Below are 16,459 nucleotides of genomic sequence, written 5' to 3' on the forward strand. Positions count from 1 at the left end.
GCCACCCCCGAAAGGGGGTAGCACGTGACGGTTGAGATCAGTGTTGTGCCAGAAACAACACAACCCCAACAGCTTTACCCCTCTGGTGAGCATCACCAGAAACTACTTCTTCCAGATTGGTTGTGCCGCCCACAAAGGCGACACGACAACAAGTCATGCCTGATGACCATAGCGAGTCGGTCCCACCCCTTCCCATCCCGAACAGGACCGTGAAACGACTCCACGCCGATGATAGTGCGGATTCCCGTGTGAAAGTAGGTAATCGTCAGGCTCCCCAGCAGCAAGCAAAAACCCCACCCCACAAGGTGGGGTTTTTGCGTTTGCGGCCGTAAAAAACCGCACGCAGAGCGAGCCTCGCGTCCAGCCGTGCCATCACGACTGCGATAGCACGCTCACACCGGGACTTCGTCCGGGTGTCTGTCCGTCATAACGGCCGGAGCTGAAAGCATCGCGCGACCTTGCCCGATGCGATCCAATTCCTCCGGCATCACTCCTTCCCGATCCGGAGCGCGTTCGCGTAACCCGTCAACTCCAGATAAGCACGTCCGACGTCAGTCCACCCAAACCACCTTATTTCTGCTCTGCCAGGAATCGTTGTGCCAGCTGAACCCAGTACGTTGAGCCGATCGGCAGTAGCTCGTCGTTGAAGTCATAGCTCGCGTTATGCAGCATGCAAGGCCCTGCACCATGTCCTGAGTCTCGGTGACCACCGTCGCCATTACCGAGAAACGCGTAACAGCCCGGCTTCGCCAGCAGCATGAACGAAAAATCCTCGGCGCCCATCGTCGGCTCGACCGAGTCGTCGACATTTTCTGCTCCGACAATTTCCTTCATGACTGCCACAGCGAAGCGGGTCTCTTCGCTACTGTTGATGGTCGGCGGATAGTTGCGATGGAAGTGGATATCGACCGAGCAATCGTAAGCCTCAGCTGTGCTCTCGGCGATCTTGCGCATGCGTGCTTCAATCAGATCGAGCGTTTCGGTGGTAAAAGTCCGCACGGTGCCTGCGATCCATGCATCGTCCGGAACAACATTGACGGCGTCGCCAGCGTGGATCTGGGTGATCGACAGTACCGCGGTATCGAGCGGCTTCTTGTTTCGCGTGATGATGCTCTGCAGCCCATTCGCGATCTGCACCACCGTGAAGACGGGGTCGCGGCCATTATGCGGGAGCGCCGCATGCGCACCCACTCCTTTTATTTCAATACGAAATTCGTTGCTGGACGCCATGATCGGGCCTTCGGTCACGCCGAAGTGGCCTGCCGGCATGCCTGGCCAGTTGTGAACTCCGAAAACCGCATCGACCGGAAACTTCGTAAACAGGCCATCGTCGATCATGGCCTGTGCGCCGGCACCCCCTTCTTCTGCCGGTTGAAAGATGAACACGATCGTGCCGTCAAATTCGCCGTGCTTGACCAGATGCCGCGCCGCGCCGAGCAGCATCGCGGTATGTCCGTCATGGCCGCACGCGTGCATTTTGCCGTCGTTCTGCGAGCGATGGTCGAAACTGTTGAGTTCCTGAATCGGCAGCGCATCCATGTCGGCGCGCAGTCCGATCGAGCGCGATCCGTTGCCGCGTTTCAGCACGCCGACTACGCCCGTTTTGCCCAATCCGCGATGAGTTTCGATGCCCCAGGACTCAAGTGTCCTGGCAACCAGATCCGCAGTTGCTGTTTCTTCGTAACGCAACTCGGGGTGCGCATGAATCGTTCGTCGGAGGGTTTGAATTTCGCCGCGGGCGGCCTGGATTTCTGGGATCAGTTTCATGATGGTGCACTTGTGCTTTGCTTTGCGTGGAATCGCTCGGGGCCATATCGCCCGGGCACGTTGATAGTCGATTCTACGCCGAAGCCATTTTTGGCGGCACTATGCGGATCAACGGCCAACGGACGTAATAAAATCCGGAGTCACCCCACCGCTTACCGTTCTCATGGACGGACCGCCGATCAATGCCCCGACTGAATTCGCCCGCGCGGTATGCCCGCACGATTGTCCCGATACCTGTGCGATGCGCGTAACCGTCGAAGGCGGACGGGCGGTCAAGGTCGTCGGCGATCCCGATCACCCTCCGACTCAAGGCGCGCTATGTACCAAGGTCAGCCGCTATGCCGAGCGGGTACACCATCCGCATCGGTTGACGACACCGATGAAGCGCATCGGCCGCAAAGGCGAAGGCCGTTTTGAACCGATCAGCTGGGATGAGGCGTTCGAGCTAGCCGCAGCACGCCTGTCGGAGATCGCAAACCGAGCGCCAGAAGCCATCATGCCGTACAGCTATGCCGGCACGATGGGCCTGGTTCAGGGTGACAGTATTGCGCAGCGGTTCTTTCACAAACTCGGGGCATCACAGCTGGACCGCACGATTTGCGCAGCCGCTGGTGCGGCCGGGCTGAAATATACCTACGGCGCCAGCCTCGGCATGCTCACCGAGTTTTTCGCTGAGAGCGAGGTCATCCTGATTTGGGGCTCAAATCCAATCGCGTCGAATCTGCACTTCTGGACGCGCGCCCAGGAAGCCAAGCGGCGGGGTGCACGGCTGATCGCAATCGACCCGTACCGCTCGCTGACGGCGGAAAAATGCCACCAGCACATTGCATTGAAACCCGGAACCGACGGCGCTTTAGCGCTCGGCATGATCAACGTGTTGATCAACGAAGATCTGCTCGATCACGCCTACATCGCGGCCCATACGCTGGGCTTCGATGAACTCAAGGCGCGCGCGCTCAGTTATCCGCCCTCACGTGCTGGTCAAATTTGCGGTGTGGACGAGCAGGTGATCGTCGATCTTGCACGCCTTTACGGCAGCACGAAAAAGGCCGCGATTCGGATGAACTACGGCATGCAGCGGGTGCGTGGCGGCGGTAATGCCGTACGCGCAATCGCCTGTCTGCCTTCGCTGACAGGCGCGTGGCGCGAGCGGGCGGGCGGTGCGCTGTTGTCCTCGGGCGGGTGGGCGCCGGTGGACTCGCACGCGTTGCAGCGCCCGGACCTGATGCCGGGCTGGCCCGCCAAGGCATCGCGCGTCATCAATATGAACGCAATCGGCGACGCGTTGCTGCACTTGGGCGACGCCACGTTCGGTCCGAAAGTCGAGGCGATCATCGTCTATAACTCGAATCCGGTCGCGGTCGCACCGGACTCCGAACGGGTTGCGGCAGGTTTTGCACGCGAAGACCTGTTCACGATCGTGCTCGAGCACTTTCAGACCGACACCGCGGACTACGCCGATCTGCTCTTGCCTGCCACGACGCAACTCGAGCACCTCGACGTGCACAAGTCGTACGGGCACACCCACGTGATGGTCAACTTGCCGGCGATCGCGCCGGTCGGCGATGCACGCCCGAACACGGAGATCTTTCGCGGCTTGGCGCGCCACATGGGCCTGCAGGAGCCGGCGCTTTACGATAGCGACGACGCCATCGCGCAGTCGGCATTCCGCTGGAATGACAAAACGCTCGAAGGCGTCAGCTGGGATTCGCTCAAGAAAACCGGCTGGGCCGCGCTGAACCTGCCTGACGCGCCATTCGCCGAGGGCGGTTTTCGCACGCCGTCCGGTAAATGCGAGTTCTTCAGCGAGCGCCTTGCGCAGCAAGGGCTCGATCCGTTGCCGGACTATCTGCCGCCTTACGAATCCGCAGACGGAGCGCCCGAGCTCGCCGCCCGTTACCCGCTTGCAATGATCTCGCCGCCTGCCCGCAATTTCCTGAACAGCACCTTCGTGAACATCGAAAGCCTGCGCTCGACGGAAGGCGAGCCGCACCTGGACATCCATCCGGCCGACGCGCAGCAGCGAAACATCGCCGAGGGTGACCAGGTGCGCATATTCAACGATCGCGGCGCAATGCAGGCGCGCGCTCGCGTCACCGACAAGGCACGTAAAGGGCTCGTGGTCGGCTTGTCGATCTGGTGGAAGAAGCTCGCGCCCGACGGCCGCAACGCCAATCAGGTCACCAGCCAGGCGCTCACCGATCTGGGCGGATCGGCCACCTTCTACGACTGCCTCGTCGAAGTCGAACGCGCCTGAAAATACGCTCAAAAATCTCGCAGCAGCGGCCCCCAATGGGTTCGAGGCTGCAGTCTAACTCAGCCGCTTTTCGCGAATAGCAAAGGGATGCCCATGCTACGATGCATTTTTAGCACGACCATTCGAAAATAAAGGAGGAGACGCTGCATGGACAAAATCTGGCTGAAATCTTATCCACCCGGCGTTCCCGCAGAGATTGATCCGACTCGCTATTCGTCCGTCGCCGAACTGCTCGAAGAAGCCTTCCGCGACCACCGCGCCAAACCGGCGTTCGTGTGCATGGGCAAGGAGATCAGCTACGGCGAACTGGACGCGCTCTCGCGCAAGCTGGCCGCATGGTTTCAGTCAAAGGGACTTGCCCGCGGCGCGCGCATCGCGATCATGATGCCGAACGTGCTGCAATATCCTGTCGCCATTGCGGCGATCTTGCGCGCGGGCTACGTGGTGGTGAACGTGAACCCGCTTTACACCCCGCGGGAGCTCGAGCATCAGCTCAAGGACAGCGGCGCGGAAGCGATCATCCTGCTCGAGAACTTCGCTGTCACGCTGCAGGCGATCGTGCGCAATACGTCGGTCAAGCACATTGTCGTCGTCGCAATGGGCGATCTGATGGGCGTGAAGGGCACACTGGTGAACTTCGTCGTGCGCCGCGTGAAGAAGATGGTGCCGGCATGGAGTCTGCCCGGCCACGTCAAATTCAACACCGCGATCGCCGAGGGCGGCCGCCAAAGTTTCAAGTCGGTCCAGCAAGGCCCGGAGGACGTCGCGTTTCTACAGTACACGGGCGGCACGACCGGCGTGGCCAAGGGCGCGACGCTCTTGCATCGGAACCTGATCGCCAACGTACTGCAGTCGGAAATCTGGCTCGATCCGGTTCGCGCTAACCGCACGGACATCGATCAGTTCATCACGGTTGTCGCGTTGCCGCTTTATCACGTCTTTGCGCTGACGGTCTGTGGACTGCTGACAATCCGTACGGGCGGCCTCGGCGTGCTGATTCCAAATCCGCGCGACATCCCCGGCATGATCAAGGCGCTGGAAGGCTATTCGATCACGACGATTCCGGCCGTCAACACGTTGTACAACGCAATGCTGAACAGCCCGGACTTCCACAAACTTGATTTTTCGAAGCTGATCGCCGCAAATGGCGGCGGTATGGCGGTGCAGGAAGCCGTCGCCAAGCGCTGGTTCGAGCATACCCATACGCCGATCATCGAGGGCTACGGTCTGTCGGAGACGTCGCCGTGCGTCACCTGCAATCCGGTCACCGTCACGGAATATAGCGGCACGATCGGTTTGCCGCTGCCATCGACGGAAATCTCGATTCGCGATGATGAAGGCAACGAGGTGCCGCTCGGCCAGCCGGGAGAAATCTGCATTCGCGGCCCGCAGGTGATGGCTGGCTACTGGAACCGTCCGGACGAAACGGCCAAGGTCATGACGCCGGATGGCTTCTTCAAATCGGGCGATGTCGGCTTGATGAACGAAAATGGCTTCGTCAAGATCGTCGACCGGAAGAAGGACATGATTCTGGTCTCCGGCTTCAACGTCTATCCGAACGAGATCGAAGACGTGGTCGCCAAGATGCCGGGGGTGTTCGAAGTTGCCGCGGTCGGCGTGCCGGATCAGCATTCAGGCGAAGCGGTAAAGCTGTTCATCGTGAAAAAGGACCAGGCACTTACTGATGCAGACATCTTCACGTACTGCAAAACGCAGTTGACCGGCTACAAGCGGCCGAAGATCGTCGAATTCCGGACTGAGCTGCCCAAGAGCAATGTCGGCAAGATTCTGCGTCGCGAATTGCGCGACGGCCGGGCGTAAGCGCGTCATGCGCGTCGAGCCTGCCGGCCTGAACAGAGCTGAGACGAAGTAACGCGCATTTGCGGCGAAGAAAAAGAAGGCCCGGCAGACGAACGTCTGCCGGGCCTTCTCTCTGAGCCGTCGTCTCCACGCAAACCAGCCGACAATGCGCGGCGCGCGGCTATAAAAAAAGGCGCCCGAAGGCGCCTTTGAGGCAAACTGCTTTATTACGACTTATTAGAACTTGTGGCGGATACCGATGCGAGCCGTGAACTGGTTCTGGTTCGACGAACCCGTCAGGCCGTTGATGCCTGCCGTTGCGTCAACCACGCCAGTGCCAGCTTGATTCAGCACTTCGCCCAGAGCGTGTTGGTACACACCCGTCACGTACACGTCGGTACGCTTGGACAGGAAGTAGTCCACGCCAACCGCGCCTTGGTGATACTGGGCGGTCGATGCGCCGTCGATGCTCGCGCCGCGGGTGTAGTCATATGCAGCGCCGACCAGCAATGCCGGGGTCAACTGATACTTGAAGTTGAGTTCCGCATTGTTGAACGTAGCCGATTGACCACGGACCGCCGGTTGTGCGAACGCCACGCCGAGGTTCGAGAACTTGATGTTCGAGTACGTCAGGCCAATCGTTGCGGCGCCGAACGTGTATGCACCACCCGCACCGATCACTTGGTACGTGTTAGCCGAAGCGTAGCTGGCATAGACCGGCGACTGCACGGCGAAGTTCGAGAGGGCACCCGCGTTCGTCGAAGCCGTGCCACCGTCGTTGAACAGGCCGCCCGATGCTGCCGGGGTGCGCGCGTTCAAGTAGCCGACGCCCAAGACCAACGGACCGTTGTTGTAGCCAGCGCCCAACGACCAGATCTGGTTGCCGGTGAAGTTGCCTGCCTGGCCACCGAAGCTGTACGTGCCGCCGAACGTCAGGCCGTTGTAGTTCTGGCTCGTGTACTTAACCGTGTTGTTGGTGCGGTACGCGTTGTTGAAGTTGTCGATGTCGCCCGGGTGAGCAGCGATGTAGCCGCCCCATTGGTCGCCCGCTTCCAGCGGACCGACGTAGTCAACGACGGAGTCGTACTGACGACCCAGCGTGACCGTGCCGAACTGGCTCGACAGGCCGACGTAAGCTTGACGACCGAACATCAGGCCGCCTTGACCCAGCTTGCCGCTGTTCACGTCAAAGCCGTTTTCCAACACGAAGATTGCCTTCAGACCGCCGCCCAGATCTTCCGTGCCGCGCAGGCCGAAACGCGAACCTTGCAGAACGCCGCTGGACAGGTTGTACAGGTGCTTGCCACCCGAGTTGGTGTTGATGTTGAAGCCTTCGTCAATGATACCGTACAGGGTCACGCTGCTCTGAGCATGAGCGACGCCTGCGAATGCGCCCAGTGCTGCGAGAGCGAGAAGCGACTTTTTCATCGAATGATCTCCAAGGATTACGAATCTTTTGTACAAGGCGAATATTTGTCTAGCGTTGAGGCCTTGCTTGTCCAACTTCGCGAGAAGTTGCACGTAATGTAACAAAAGGCATACATGCCACAAAGAAAAAGGAGATGGCCAGCACGGTTCCTGTTTCGTTTACGCAACATGGTCTAAAATTGGACGTTGGCCGTCGGAATCGTTTGAATTCAAGGTCTTCGCGAAATCGGTTTTGCCGCGCAAAGCCTTGTCGCGTGTACCCATCAGCGCGGCGGGCCGGTTGTCGAATCAGGGAGTGCTGAATGTTTCTGGACGAGTTGATTAGCGAGTTTGATAGGGGTTTACGCTCGATGACCGGCGTGTCACGGATGAGTCGTCCGTTGCCGGTTCCGCAAGAATCGGCGGCGGAGCCTGCGGAACTCTCCCCGGCGGAACGCGCGCACGCGGCCGGTTTGATGCGCGTGAACCATGTCGGTGAGGTGTGCGCTCAGGCGCTTTACCAGGCTCAGAAACTCGCTACCAGGTCGCCGTCTTTGCGGGCCGTGTTTAATCACGCTGCCATAGAAGAAGAGGATCATCTGGCGTGGACCGCCAAACGCCTCGCGGCGCTCGATTCGCGTCCAAGCCTGTTGAACCCGCTCTGGTACACAGGTGCGTTGGCAATCGGCCTCGCGGCAGGCCGCCTGGGTGATCGGGTGAGTCTCGGCTTCATGGCCGAAACCGAACGCCAGGTTGAACAGCATCTGGATAGCCATCTGGATCAGTTGCCCGCGGCTGACCGTGAGTCGCGCGCAATCGTCGAACAGATGCGCGTCGACGAGGCGGAGCATGGTAAGTCCGCTATGGACGCAGGCGGCGTCGAGTTGCCGTTCCCGGCGCGCGCGTTGATGCGCGCTGTATCGAAAGTCATGACTCGCACCGCTTACTACATATAAGTTCGAGACCTCTGCTCACGCACCGCCTGAAAGTGGGGCGGCGCTTCGCGCGCCGTCCGCCCGAAATACCTGGAACGCCAGCAAACACCTCCCGATCCCGCTTCACGATCTCTTACATTCCGCGCCTTTCCCTCGTACTTTTCACGTATCACCTTCACAAGGTTCACTAGCTCATTCATTTATAACGGTTTTCCGTTTTATGTCTGACGTGAAGGAGTCGCGCTAAGTCCTTGTTCTAACAAACAAAATTCGCTCGAAAAGCGTGTATCTCCCTTGACCCCTGTTTAGCGTTACTCTAAAGTGGGAGACAGTGTGAGAAAGTGTATTTTTGTGTGATCTCACCGGCAGTTTCGGGTAGATTTTCACGAATCGGGCAGCCGGCGCAAAAACGCCGCGAGCAACTACGTTGCATGGGACCAGAGTAAAGCGCTAAAGCGCTAACTCTGGTCGACAGGGGAGAGCGAAGTGTTCCAAGGGGCGTCGGCGCTGACGCTCGATGCGAAAGGGCGGATGTCGATTCCCTCTCGCTATCGGGATGCGCTGCAAACACAGGCAGAGGGCCGGGTGACGATCACCAAGCACCCGGACGGCTGCCTGTTGCTCTTTCCGCGCCCGGAGTGGGAGATCTTCCGCGACAAGGTCGACAAGCTGCCCATGAACGCAGCCTGGTGGAAGCGCATTTTTCTCGGTAATGCCATGGACGTCGATATGGACGGCGCGGGCCGTGTGCTCGTGTCGCCGGAATTGCGCGCGGCCGGCTCGCTGGAGAAAGAAGTGAACCTGCTCGGCATGGGTCGTCACTTTGAATTGTGGGATGCACAAATTTACGCAGCAAAGGAACAGGCAGCGATCGCCGAGGGCATGCCCGAAGCGTTAAAGAATTTCACGTTCTGATCGCGGACTACATATATGGCACCTGCGATGGGAAATGAATTGCAGCATCGCACGGTGCTGCTGGAAGAAGCGGTCAGCGCGCTGGTTACACGCGCGGACGGCGTTTATGTGGACGGTACGTTCGGGCGCGGTGGCCATAGCCGGTTGGTGCTGGAGAAGCTGGGTGAGTCGGGGCGCCTGATTGCGTTCGACAAAGACCCGCTCGCCATCGCCACAGCTCAGCAGATCGCCGATCCGCGCTTTGGCATCGTGCACGAGAGTTTTGCTTCACTGCGTGACGCGATTGCGGAGCGTGGAGTAGGGCGGGTGTCGGGTGTTTTGCTGGATCTGGGCGTGTCGTCGCCACAAGTCGACGATCCGGAGCGGGGTTTCAGTTTCCGCGCCGACGGCCCGCTCGACATGCGGATGGACCCGACGCGCGGCGAGTCCGCAGCTGACTGGCTGGCGCGGGCCACGGTGCAGGAACTGACGGAGGTGATACGAGATTATGGGGAAGAACGGTTTGCTTTTCAGATTGCAAAGGCGCTTGTTGCTCGCCGGGCAGAGTCCGACCGTCTTGGGCCTCTCGTCAGCACGGGCGAGCTTGCCCAAATCGTGGCTAACGTCGTCAAAACCCGTGAGAAGGGCAAGGATCCGGCAACCCGCACCTTTCAAGCTATACGGATTCACATCAATCAAGAGCTTGCGGAGCTGCAAGTCGTTTTAGAAGCAGCGTTGTCGCTGTTGGAGCAAGGGGGGCGGCTGGTGGTCATCAGCTTTCATTCGCTCGAGGACCGGATCGTCAAGCGATTCATGCAGGCGCACGCCAGTACGCCAGCGGTAGACCGCCGTCTGCCGATTCGCGCAGTCGATCTGCCGAGCCCTCCGCTCAAAATCATCGGCCGCGTGTTCGCAAGCGACGCTGAAGTCGCCGCGAACCCGCGCGCCCGTTCTGCCGTGATGCGTGTGGCGGAGCGGATCGCACCATGAGTCGCCTCAATATCTTCCTGCTGATGATCGTGATGGGCTGCGCTTTGTCTGTCGTCAACGCAACCAATCAGCAGCGCCAGATCTTTATTCAGTTGCAGCGCGCGCAATCGCAGGAGCGCCAGCTGCAGCAGGATTATTCACAGCTTCAATATCAGCAGAGCGCGTTGTCGAAGACTTCGCGCATCGAGCAGATCGCCACTGATTCTCTGAAGATGCAATCGGTCACGACCGGGCGCACCCAGTACCTGACGCTCGACCCGGGCGCCGCCAGGGCTGAGGACGCGCCGATCCCGACTTCCGGCCCAGCCTCGGCGCCGGTTGCGACCCGTCGCGGAGGCGTGCGATGAAAAAATCGTCGACTCGCAAAAGTGTCGCCTTTTCGGCGAACCCGATTCTGTCGGTGCGCCTGCCCATGTGGCGCTCGAAACTCGTCGTGTTCATGCTGTTCATGGCGTTTGTCGCGCTGACCGCGCGCGCCTTCTGGATTCAGGGGCCGGGCAACGCCTTCTATCAGAAGCAGGGTGAAATCCGCTATCAGCGCCGCCTCGAACTGCCGGCCACGCGCGGCAAGATTCTCGACCGCAACGGCCTCGTGCTCGCCACGAGTCTGCCGGTGCGCGCGATCTGGGCGATTCCCGACTCGGTGCCGGACGACCTCGGCGCCGACAAGCTGAACCAGCTCGGCACGCTGCTCGAAATGACGAACAAGGAATTGCGCGCCAAGCTGTCGGAGGACAAGAACTTCGTCTACGTGAAGCGCCAGGTCCCGGTCGACGTCGCCGCGAAAGTCACCGCGCTGGACATCCCCGGCATTTACGCGCGCGACGAGTACAAGCGCTTCTATCCGGAAGGCGAGATCACGGCTCACCTGATCGGCTTCACCAACGTGGAAGACGAAGGCCAGGAAGGCGTCGAACTCGGCGACCAGAAGTTGTTGGCCGGTATGTCGGGCAGCCGCCGCGTCATTAAAGACCGCATGGGCCACATCATCGAGGACGTGGACGAACAGGTTGTGCCGCATAACGGCCAGGACGTCGATCTCTCGATCGACAGCAAGATCCAGTACATCGCTTATACGAACCTGAAAGCGGCCGTCGAAAAATTCAAGGCGAAGGCCGGCGCGGCGATGGTGATCGACGTGCGGACCGGCGAAGTGCTTGCGCTGGTTAACTACCCGACGTACAACCCGAACGACCGTTCGCACCTCACGGGCGACCAGCTGCGCAACCGCATTCTCACGGACACCTTCGAGCCGGGCTCGATCATGAAGCCGTTTACGGTGTCGCTCGCGCTCGACCTGCACCGCGTGACGCCGACTACACTGGTAGATACGGGACCGGGCCGCTTTGTGCTCGACGGTGCGCCGATTACCGACGACAGCGCGTTTGGCGTGCTGACGGTGGGCGGCGTGATCCAGAAGTCGAGCAACATCGGCGCGACGAAGATCGCCATGCAGCTCAAGCCCGAAGAGATGTGGAACATGTACACCAGCATCGGTCTCGGCCAGGCGCCTAAGGTCGGCTTCCCGGGCGCGGCGGCGGGCCGTCTGCGTCCATGGAAGAGCTGGCGCCGCATCGAGCAGGCGACCATGTCGTACGGCTACGGCTTATCGGTGTCGCTGTTCCAGTTGGGCCGTGCGTACACCGCGATCGCGCATGACGGCGAGATCATGCCGGTGTCGATTTTCCGCACGCCAGGCGATCAACCGGCAACGGGGCCGCAAATTTTTGCGCCCACCACCGCTCGCGAAGTGCGCGCGATGCTCGAAACCGTCACGGCGCCCGGCGGCACGTCGCCGGATGCGGCCGTGCCGGGCTATCGCGTCGGCGGCAAGAGCGGTACCGCCTACAAGCACGGCGCTCACGGCTACGACCACTCCAAGTACCGCGCTTCGTTCGTCGGCATGGCGCCAATGCCGAATCCGCGCATCGTCGTCGCCGTGTCGGTCGACGAACCGACTGCGGGCAGCCACTTCGGCGGTCAGGTGTCCGGTCCGGTGTTCTCGGCGATCGTCGGCGATACGCTGCGTTCGCTGAATGTGCCGCCGGATATGCCGGTCAAACAGATGGTCGTGTCGGACGATTCGGCGCCTGCCGCGCCGAGCGCGCCGCCCTCACCCGCGACGGTCAAGAAACTTTCCACCAGCAGCGGGGCGAAGAAGATGACGATCTCCGCCAACGCGAAAATTCATCCTGGAGTTGTGCGATGAGCGCGCTGCGTAAGAAGCATCCAGCGCACCGGCAGATCGCCGACGCACTTAACTGGCTGCACGCCCGCGTGCAGCCAGGCGCGCATCTGCACGCCGACACGCGCTCGATCGCAGCGGGCGATGCGTTTTTTGCCTACGCGGTCGACGGCGCTGACAACCGCCCGTTCATCGACGGCGCGATCGAGCGTGGCGCAGCAGCCGTGTTGGTTCAGCCCGAAGGCTTTAGCGGCGCGATCGATGCGTCCACGACACTGGCCGTGCCGGCGTTGAACGAACTCGCAGGTTCGATTGCGAGCGCCTGGTATAACGATCCGAGCGACGGCATGCTGACGGTCGGCATCACCGGCACTAACGGCAAGACCTCTTGCAGCCAGTGGATTTCCGCAGCGCTGACCGCGCTCGGCAAACGTTGCGCGATCATCGGCACGCTCGGCACCGGTCTGCCGGGTCACCTCGTGCACACCGGCTTCACGACGCCTGACGCGCCGCAACTGCAACGCAGTCTCGCGCAGCTGCGCGACGCCGGTGCGCAAGCAGTGGCGATGGAAGTGTCGTCGCACGCCTTGCATCAAGGTCGCGTGAACGGCACGGCGTTCGACATCGCCGTGTTCACGAATCTCACGCAAGACCACCTCGACTATCACGGCACGTTCGAAGCCTACGAAGCTGCCAAGGCGCGTCTATTCGCATGGCCGGAACTGCGTGCCGCGGTGATCAACCGTGACGATGCCGCCGGTCGCCGTCTGCTCGCGAGCACGAAGGGCCACGCGCGCACGATCGCCTACGGCCTCGACGAATCGCTCAAAGACGCGCCGCAAGCCGATGCGTCGGGCGCCGCTGCGTCGAGCGCCGATGCGTCGGGCGCCGCCGCATTGTTGCTCGCCTCGAATGTGCGCGCAACCGCGACTGGCACCGCGTTTCATCTGGCCACATCAGACTGGGGCAACGCCGAAGTCGAAGTGCAAACACTCGGCGCATTCAACGTCAGCAATCTGCTCGGCGTACTCGGCGCTTTGCTTGCAGCCGACGTGCCCTTTGACGCCGCGCTTGCCGAACTGGCGAAGCTCGAACCGGTGAATGGCCGCATGCAACGTCTCGGCGGCCGCTTGCAGAACGATGAGCCGCTCGTCGTGATCGACTACGCGCACACCCCGGATGCGCTGGAAAAGACCCTGGAAGCACTGCGCCCGATGGCGGCGGCACGCGGTGGCGAACTGATCTGCATGTTCGGCTGCGGCGGCGACCGTGACGCGACCAAGCGTCCGCTAATGGGAGCGATCGCCGAGAAGCTCGCCGACGGCGTGGTCGTGACCAGCGACAACCCGCGCAGCGAAGATCCGCAGTCGATCATCGAGCAGATTGCCGCAGGTATGAAAGACGCGTCGAAAGCACGCCGCATCGAGGACCGCGCCAGCGCGATCCTGCAAGCGATCCGCGGCGCAGCGCGCGAAGACGTCATCGTGCTGGCCGGCAAGGGGCATGAAGCAACACAGGAAATCATGGGTAAGAAACGCGCTTTCTCCGATCAGGACCACGCTCGCCTTGCGCTCGCCGCACGAGCGACGCACGCACGCGGAGGTGGCGAATGACCCAGCGAGGTGTCGCGATGTTTTCGCTGCGTGAAGCCGCCGCGCTGATCCCCGGCGCAAACGTGCTGGGGGACGATAGCGTCACGTTCGAACGCGTTTCGACCGATAGCCGTAGCGCTGGTCCGGGCGATCTGTTCGTCGCGATCAAGGGTGACCGTTTCGACGCGCACGATTTCCTGCCGGAAGTCGCGTCGCGCAACGTCAGCGCCGCGCTTGTCGCTCGCACGCCTGACGACTGGCATGTGCCCGCGTTGCGCGTGGCCGATACGCGTGTGGCGCTCGGCGCACTCGCGCGCGGCTGGCGGCGCAAATTCAGCATGCCGCTTGTCGCCGTGACGGGCAGCAATGGCAAGACGACGGTCAAGGAAATGATCGCGTCCATCTTCGCCGCTGCGGTTGGCGCGGACGCACGCCTCGCGACTGCTGGCAACTTCAACAACGACATCGGCTTGCCGCTTACGTTGTTCCGTCTGCACGCCGCGCATCAACTGGCGGTGGTCGAACTCGGCATGAACCATCCGGGCGAGACCTCGCTGCTCGCGAAGATTGCCGAGCCGACGGTCGCGGTGGTGAACAACGCACAGCGCGAGCATCAGGAATTCATGGCGACGGTCGAAGCCGTCGCGCTCGAACACGCCAGCGTGATTCACGCGCTGACGCCGGAAGGCGTCGCCGTGTTCCCGGCCGACGATGCCTACGCGAGCATCTGGCGCGTCGCGGCAACTGGCAACCGCATCATCGACTTCGCTTTGAACGCTGCCGAGCGCGTGACCGAAGCCGCGGTAACGGGCACGTTCGCAGGCAATGTTCTGAGTATCGACACGCCGGAAGGCCACATCGACGTCACGCTGCAAGTGCTTGGCAATCACAACGCGCACAACGCGTTGGCTGCGACTTCGGCTGCGCTTGCCGCAGGCGTGCCGCTCGACGTGATCAAGCGCGGCCTCGAATCGTTCGGCGCCGTGAAGGGCCGGTTGCAGGTGAAGCGCGCCGCGCTCGGCACACTCGCCGGCGCAACCGTGATCGACGACACCTACAACGCAAACCCCGATTCGATGCGCGCGGCGATCGACGTGCTCGCGTCGCGCGAATCACCGCGCGTGCTGGTGATGGGCGACATGGGCGAGGTCGGCGACAACGGCCCGGTGTTTCACCGCGAAGTCGGCGCCTACGCAAAAGAACGCGGCATCGACGCGCTATACGCCGTGGGCGACGCCTCGCGCGACGCCTGCACCGCGTATGGCACGGGCGCGCATCACGTGGCCGATGTCGGCACGCTGGTCGCGCAATTGCAGCAAGCCGGTTACGGCCCCGCTGCAACGCTTCTCGTGAAAGGCTCGCGCTTCATGCAAATGGAACGCGTGGTGGACGCCGTAACGAGTCCACAACCCAACGCAGCGGGCAATACGCCCGCCGCACATTGAAATAGAAGGACCGAAGCATGCTCCTGGCGCTGGCGCAATGGCTGCAGAATGACGCAAGCTTCTTGCGCGTGTTCAGTTATCTGACTTTCCGTGCGGTGATGGCCACCATCACCGCGCTGCTGATCGGGCTCGTCTGTGGCCCGGCGGTGATCCGCAAGCTGACCGCGATGAAGGTCGGCCAGGCCGTTCGTAAAGACGGCCCGCAAACGCACCTCGTTAAATCCGGTACGCCGACCATGGGCGGCGTGCTGATCCTGCTCGGTATTGCCGTGGCGACGCTGTTGTGGGCCGATCTGACCAACCGCTTCATCTGGATCGTGATGCTGGTCACGTTCGGGTTCGGCGTGATCGGCTGGGTCGACGATTACCGCAAGGTGGTCTACAAGGACCCGCGCGGGATGTCGTCGCGCGAAAAGTATTTCTGGCAGTCGGTGATCGGCCTGTTCGCGGCGGTGTATCTCGCGTTCAGCGTGTCCGAAGCGAGCAACGTGCGCGTGTTCGACCTGTTCATGGCGTGGGTGCGCAGCGGCTTGTCGATGGGCTTGCCGGCGCGCGCCGATCTGTTGTTGCCGTTCGTCAAATCGATCAGCTATCCGCTCGGCGTGTGGGGCTTCATCGTGCTGACGTATCTGGTGATTGTCGGCGCGAGCAACGCGGTGAATCTCACCGACGGTCTCGACGGGCTCGTGATCATGCCGGTCGTGCTGGTCGGTGCTTCGCTCGGCGTGTTCGCTTATGTGATGGGTAGCTCGGTCTATTCGAAGTACCTGCTGTTTCCACATATCCCCGGTGCGGGCGAATTGCTGATCTTCTGTTCGGCGATGGGTGGGGCAGGGCTTGCGTTCCTCTGGTTCAACACGCACCCGGCGCAGATGTTCATGGGTGACGTCGGCGCATTGGCGCTGGGCGGCGCGCTCGGCACAGTTGCGGTGATCGTGCGTCAGGAAATCGTGCTCTTCATCATGGGCGGCATTTTCGTCGCGGAGACGCTCTCCGTGATGTTGCAGGTTACGTGGTTCAAGTTCACCAAGCGCCGCTTCGGTGAAGGGCGTCGTCTCTTCAAGATGGCGCCGCTGCATCACCATTTTGAATTGTCGGGCTGGAAGGAAACGCAGGTGGTCGTGCGTTTCTGGATCATCACGTTGATGTTGTGTCTGTTCGGTTTGTCCACGCTCAAGTTGCGTTAA

Annotated in this window: 12 protein-coding genes and 1 rRNA gene; 11 read left to right on the forward strand and 2 right to left on the reverse strand. The window is 61.4% G+C overall.

Going from position 1 to position 16,459, the window contains the following annotated elements:
- Positions 1-158 precede the first annotated feature (158 nt).
- Positions 159-271: ribosomal RNA gene (rrf, locus tag HHL24_RS30945) — 5S ribosomal RNA — on the forward strand.
- Between the two features lie 299 nt (positions 272-570).
- Here the strand turns inward: rrf and HHL24_RS30950 are convergent.
- Positions 571-1,767 carry a M20 aminoacylase family protein gene (locus tag HHL24_RS30950; protein ID WP_169489130.1) on the reverse strand — a complete coding sequence of 399 codons (1,197 nt, stop codon included), beginning with the start codon at positions 1,765-1,767 and terminating at the stop codon, positions 571-573.
- 178 nt (positions 1,768-1,945) lie between these two features.
- Between HHL24_RS30950 and HHL24_RS30955 the strand changes: the two genes are divergently transcribed.
- Positions 1,946-4,024 (forward strand): molybdopterin-containing oxidoreductase family protein, encoded by a 2,079-nt coding sequence (locus HHL24_RS30955; RefSeq protein WP_169489211.1) that lies wholly within the window; start codon positions 1,946-1,948, stop codon positions 4,022-4,024.
- Between the two features lie 147 nt (positions 4,025-4,171).
- Complete coding sequence (locus tag HHL24_RS30960) at positions 4,172-5,845, forward strand: long-chain fatty acid--CoA ligase (RefSeq protein ID WP_169489131.1); 1,674 nt, start codon at positions 4,172-4,174, stop codon at positions 5,843-5,845.
- Between the two features lie 216 nt (positions 5,846-6,061).
- On the opposite strand, the gene HHL24_RS30965 is transcribed toward HHL24_RS30960, so the two are convergent.
- Complete coding sequence (locus tag HHL24_RS30965; protein ID WP_169489132.1) at positions 6,062-7,252, reverse strand: porin; 1,191 nt, start codon at positions 7,250-7,252, stop codon at positions 6,062-6,064.
- A 302-nt stretch (positions 7,253-7,554) separates the two neighbouring features.
- On the opposite strand from HHL24_RS30965, the gene coq7 reads away from it, so the two are divergent.
- From coq7 to mraY, 8 genes are all read left to right on the forward strand, one after another.
- Complete coding sequence (gene coq7, locus HHL24_RS30970) at positions 7,555-8,187, forward strand: 2-polyprenyl-3-methyl-6-methoxy-1,4-benzoquinone monooxygenase (protein ID WP_169489133.1); 633 nt, start codon at positions 7,555-7,557, stop codon at positions 8,185-8,187.
- 465 nt (positions 8,188-8,652) lie between these two features.
- Positions 8,653-9,081, forward strand: coding sequence for a division/cell wall cluster transcriptional repressor MraZ (gene mraZ / locus HHL24_RS30975; protein WP_025647927.1), 429 nt, complete (start codon positions 8,653-8,655; stop codon positions 9,079-9,081).
- Positions 9,082-9,096: 15 nt separating this feature from the next.
- Positions 9,097-10,050 carry a 16S rRNA (cytosine(1402)-N(4))-methyltransferase RsmH gene (gene rsmH, locus HHL24_RS30980; RefSeq protein WP_169489134.1) on the forward strand — a complete coding sequence of 318 codons (954 nt, stop codon included), beginning with the start codon at positions 9,097-9,099 and terminating at the stop codon, positions 10,048-10,050.
- Positions 10,047-10,397, forward strand: coding sequence for a cell division protein FtsL (gene ftsL / locus HHL24_RS30985; protein ID WP_169489135.1), 351 nt, complete (start codon positions 10,047-10,049; stop codon positions 10,395-10,397). Before rsmH ends, ftsL begins: the two co-directional genes overlap by 4 nt.
- Positions 10,394-12,259, forward strand: a complete 1,866-nt coding sequence (locus HHL24_RS30990) for a peptidoglycan D,D-transpeptidase FtsI family protein (RefSeq protein WP_169489136.1) — start codon at positions 10,394-10,396, stop codon at positions 12,257-12,259. Before ftsL ends, HHL24_RS30990 begins: the two co-directional genes overlap by 4 nt.
- Positions 12,256-13,848 carry a UDP-N-acetylmuramoyl-L-alanyl-D-glutamate--2,6-diaminopimelate ligase gene (locus tag HHL24_RS30995; RefSeq protein ID WP_169489137.1) on the forward strand — a complete coding sequence of 531 codons (1,593 nt, stop codon included), beginning with the start codon at positions 12,256-12,258 and terminating at the stop codon, positions 13,846-13,848. Before HHL24_RS30990 ends, HHL24_RS30995 begins: the two co-directional genes overlap by 4 nt.
- Positions 13,845-15,272, forward strand: a complete 1,428-nt coding sequence (locus HHL24_RS31000) for a UDP-N-acetylmuramoyl-tripeptide--D-alanyl-D-alanine ligase (protein WP_169489138.1) — start codon at positions 13,845-13,847, stop codon at positions 15,270-15,272. The genes HHL24_RS30995 and HHL24_RS31000 overlap by 4 nt, the downstream gene beginning before the upstream one ends.
- A gap of 17 nt (positions 15,273-15,289) precedes the next feature.
- Positions 15,290-16,459 (forward strand): phospho-N-acetylmuramoyl-pentapeptide-transferase, encoded by a 1,170-nt coding sequence (gene mraY / locus HHL24_RS31005; RefSeq protein WP_169489139.1) that lies wholly within the window; start codon positions 15,290-15,292, stop codon positions 16,457-16,459.

The sequence above is a fragment of the Paraburkholderia polaris genome, from assembly GCF_012927345.1.
GTDB lineage: Bacteria > Pseudomonadota > Gammaproteobacteria > Burkholderiales > Burkholderiaceae > Paraburkholderia > Paraburkholderia polaris.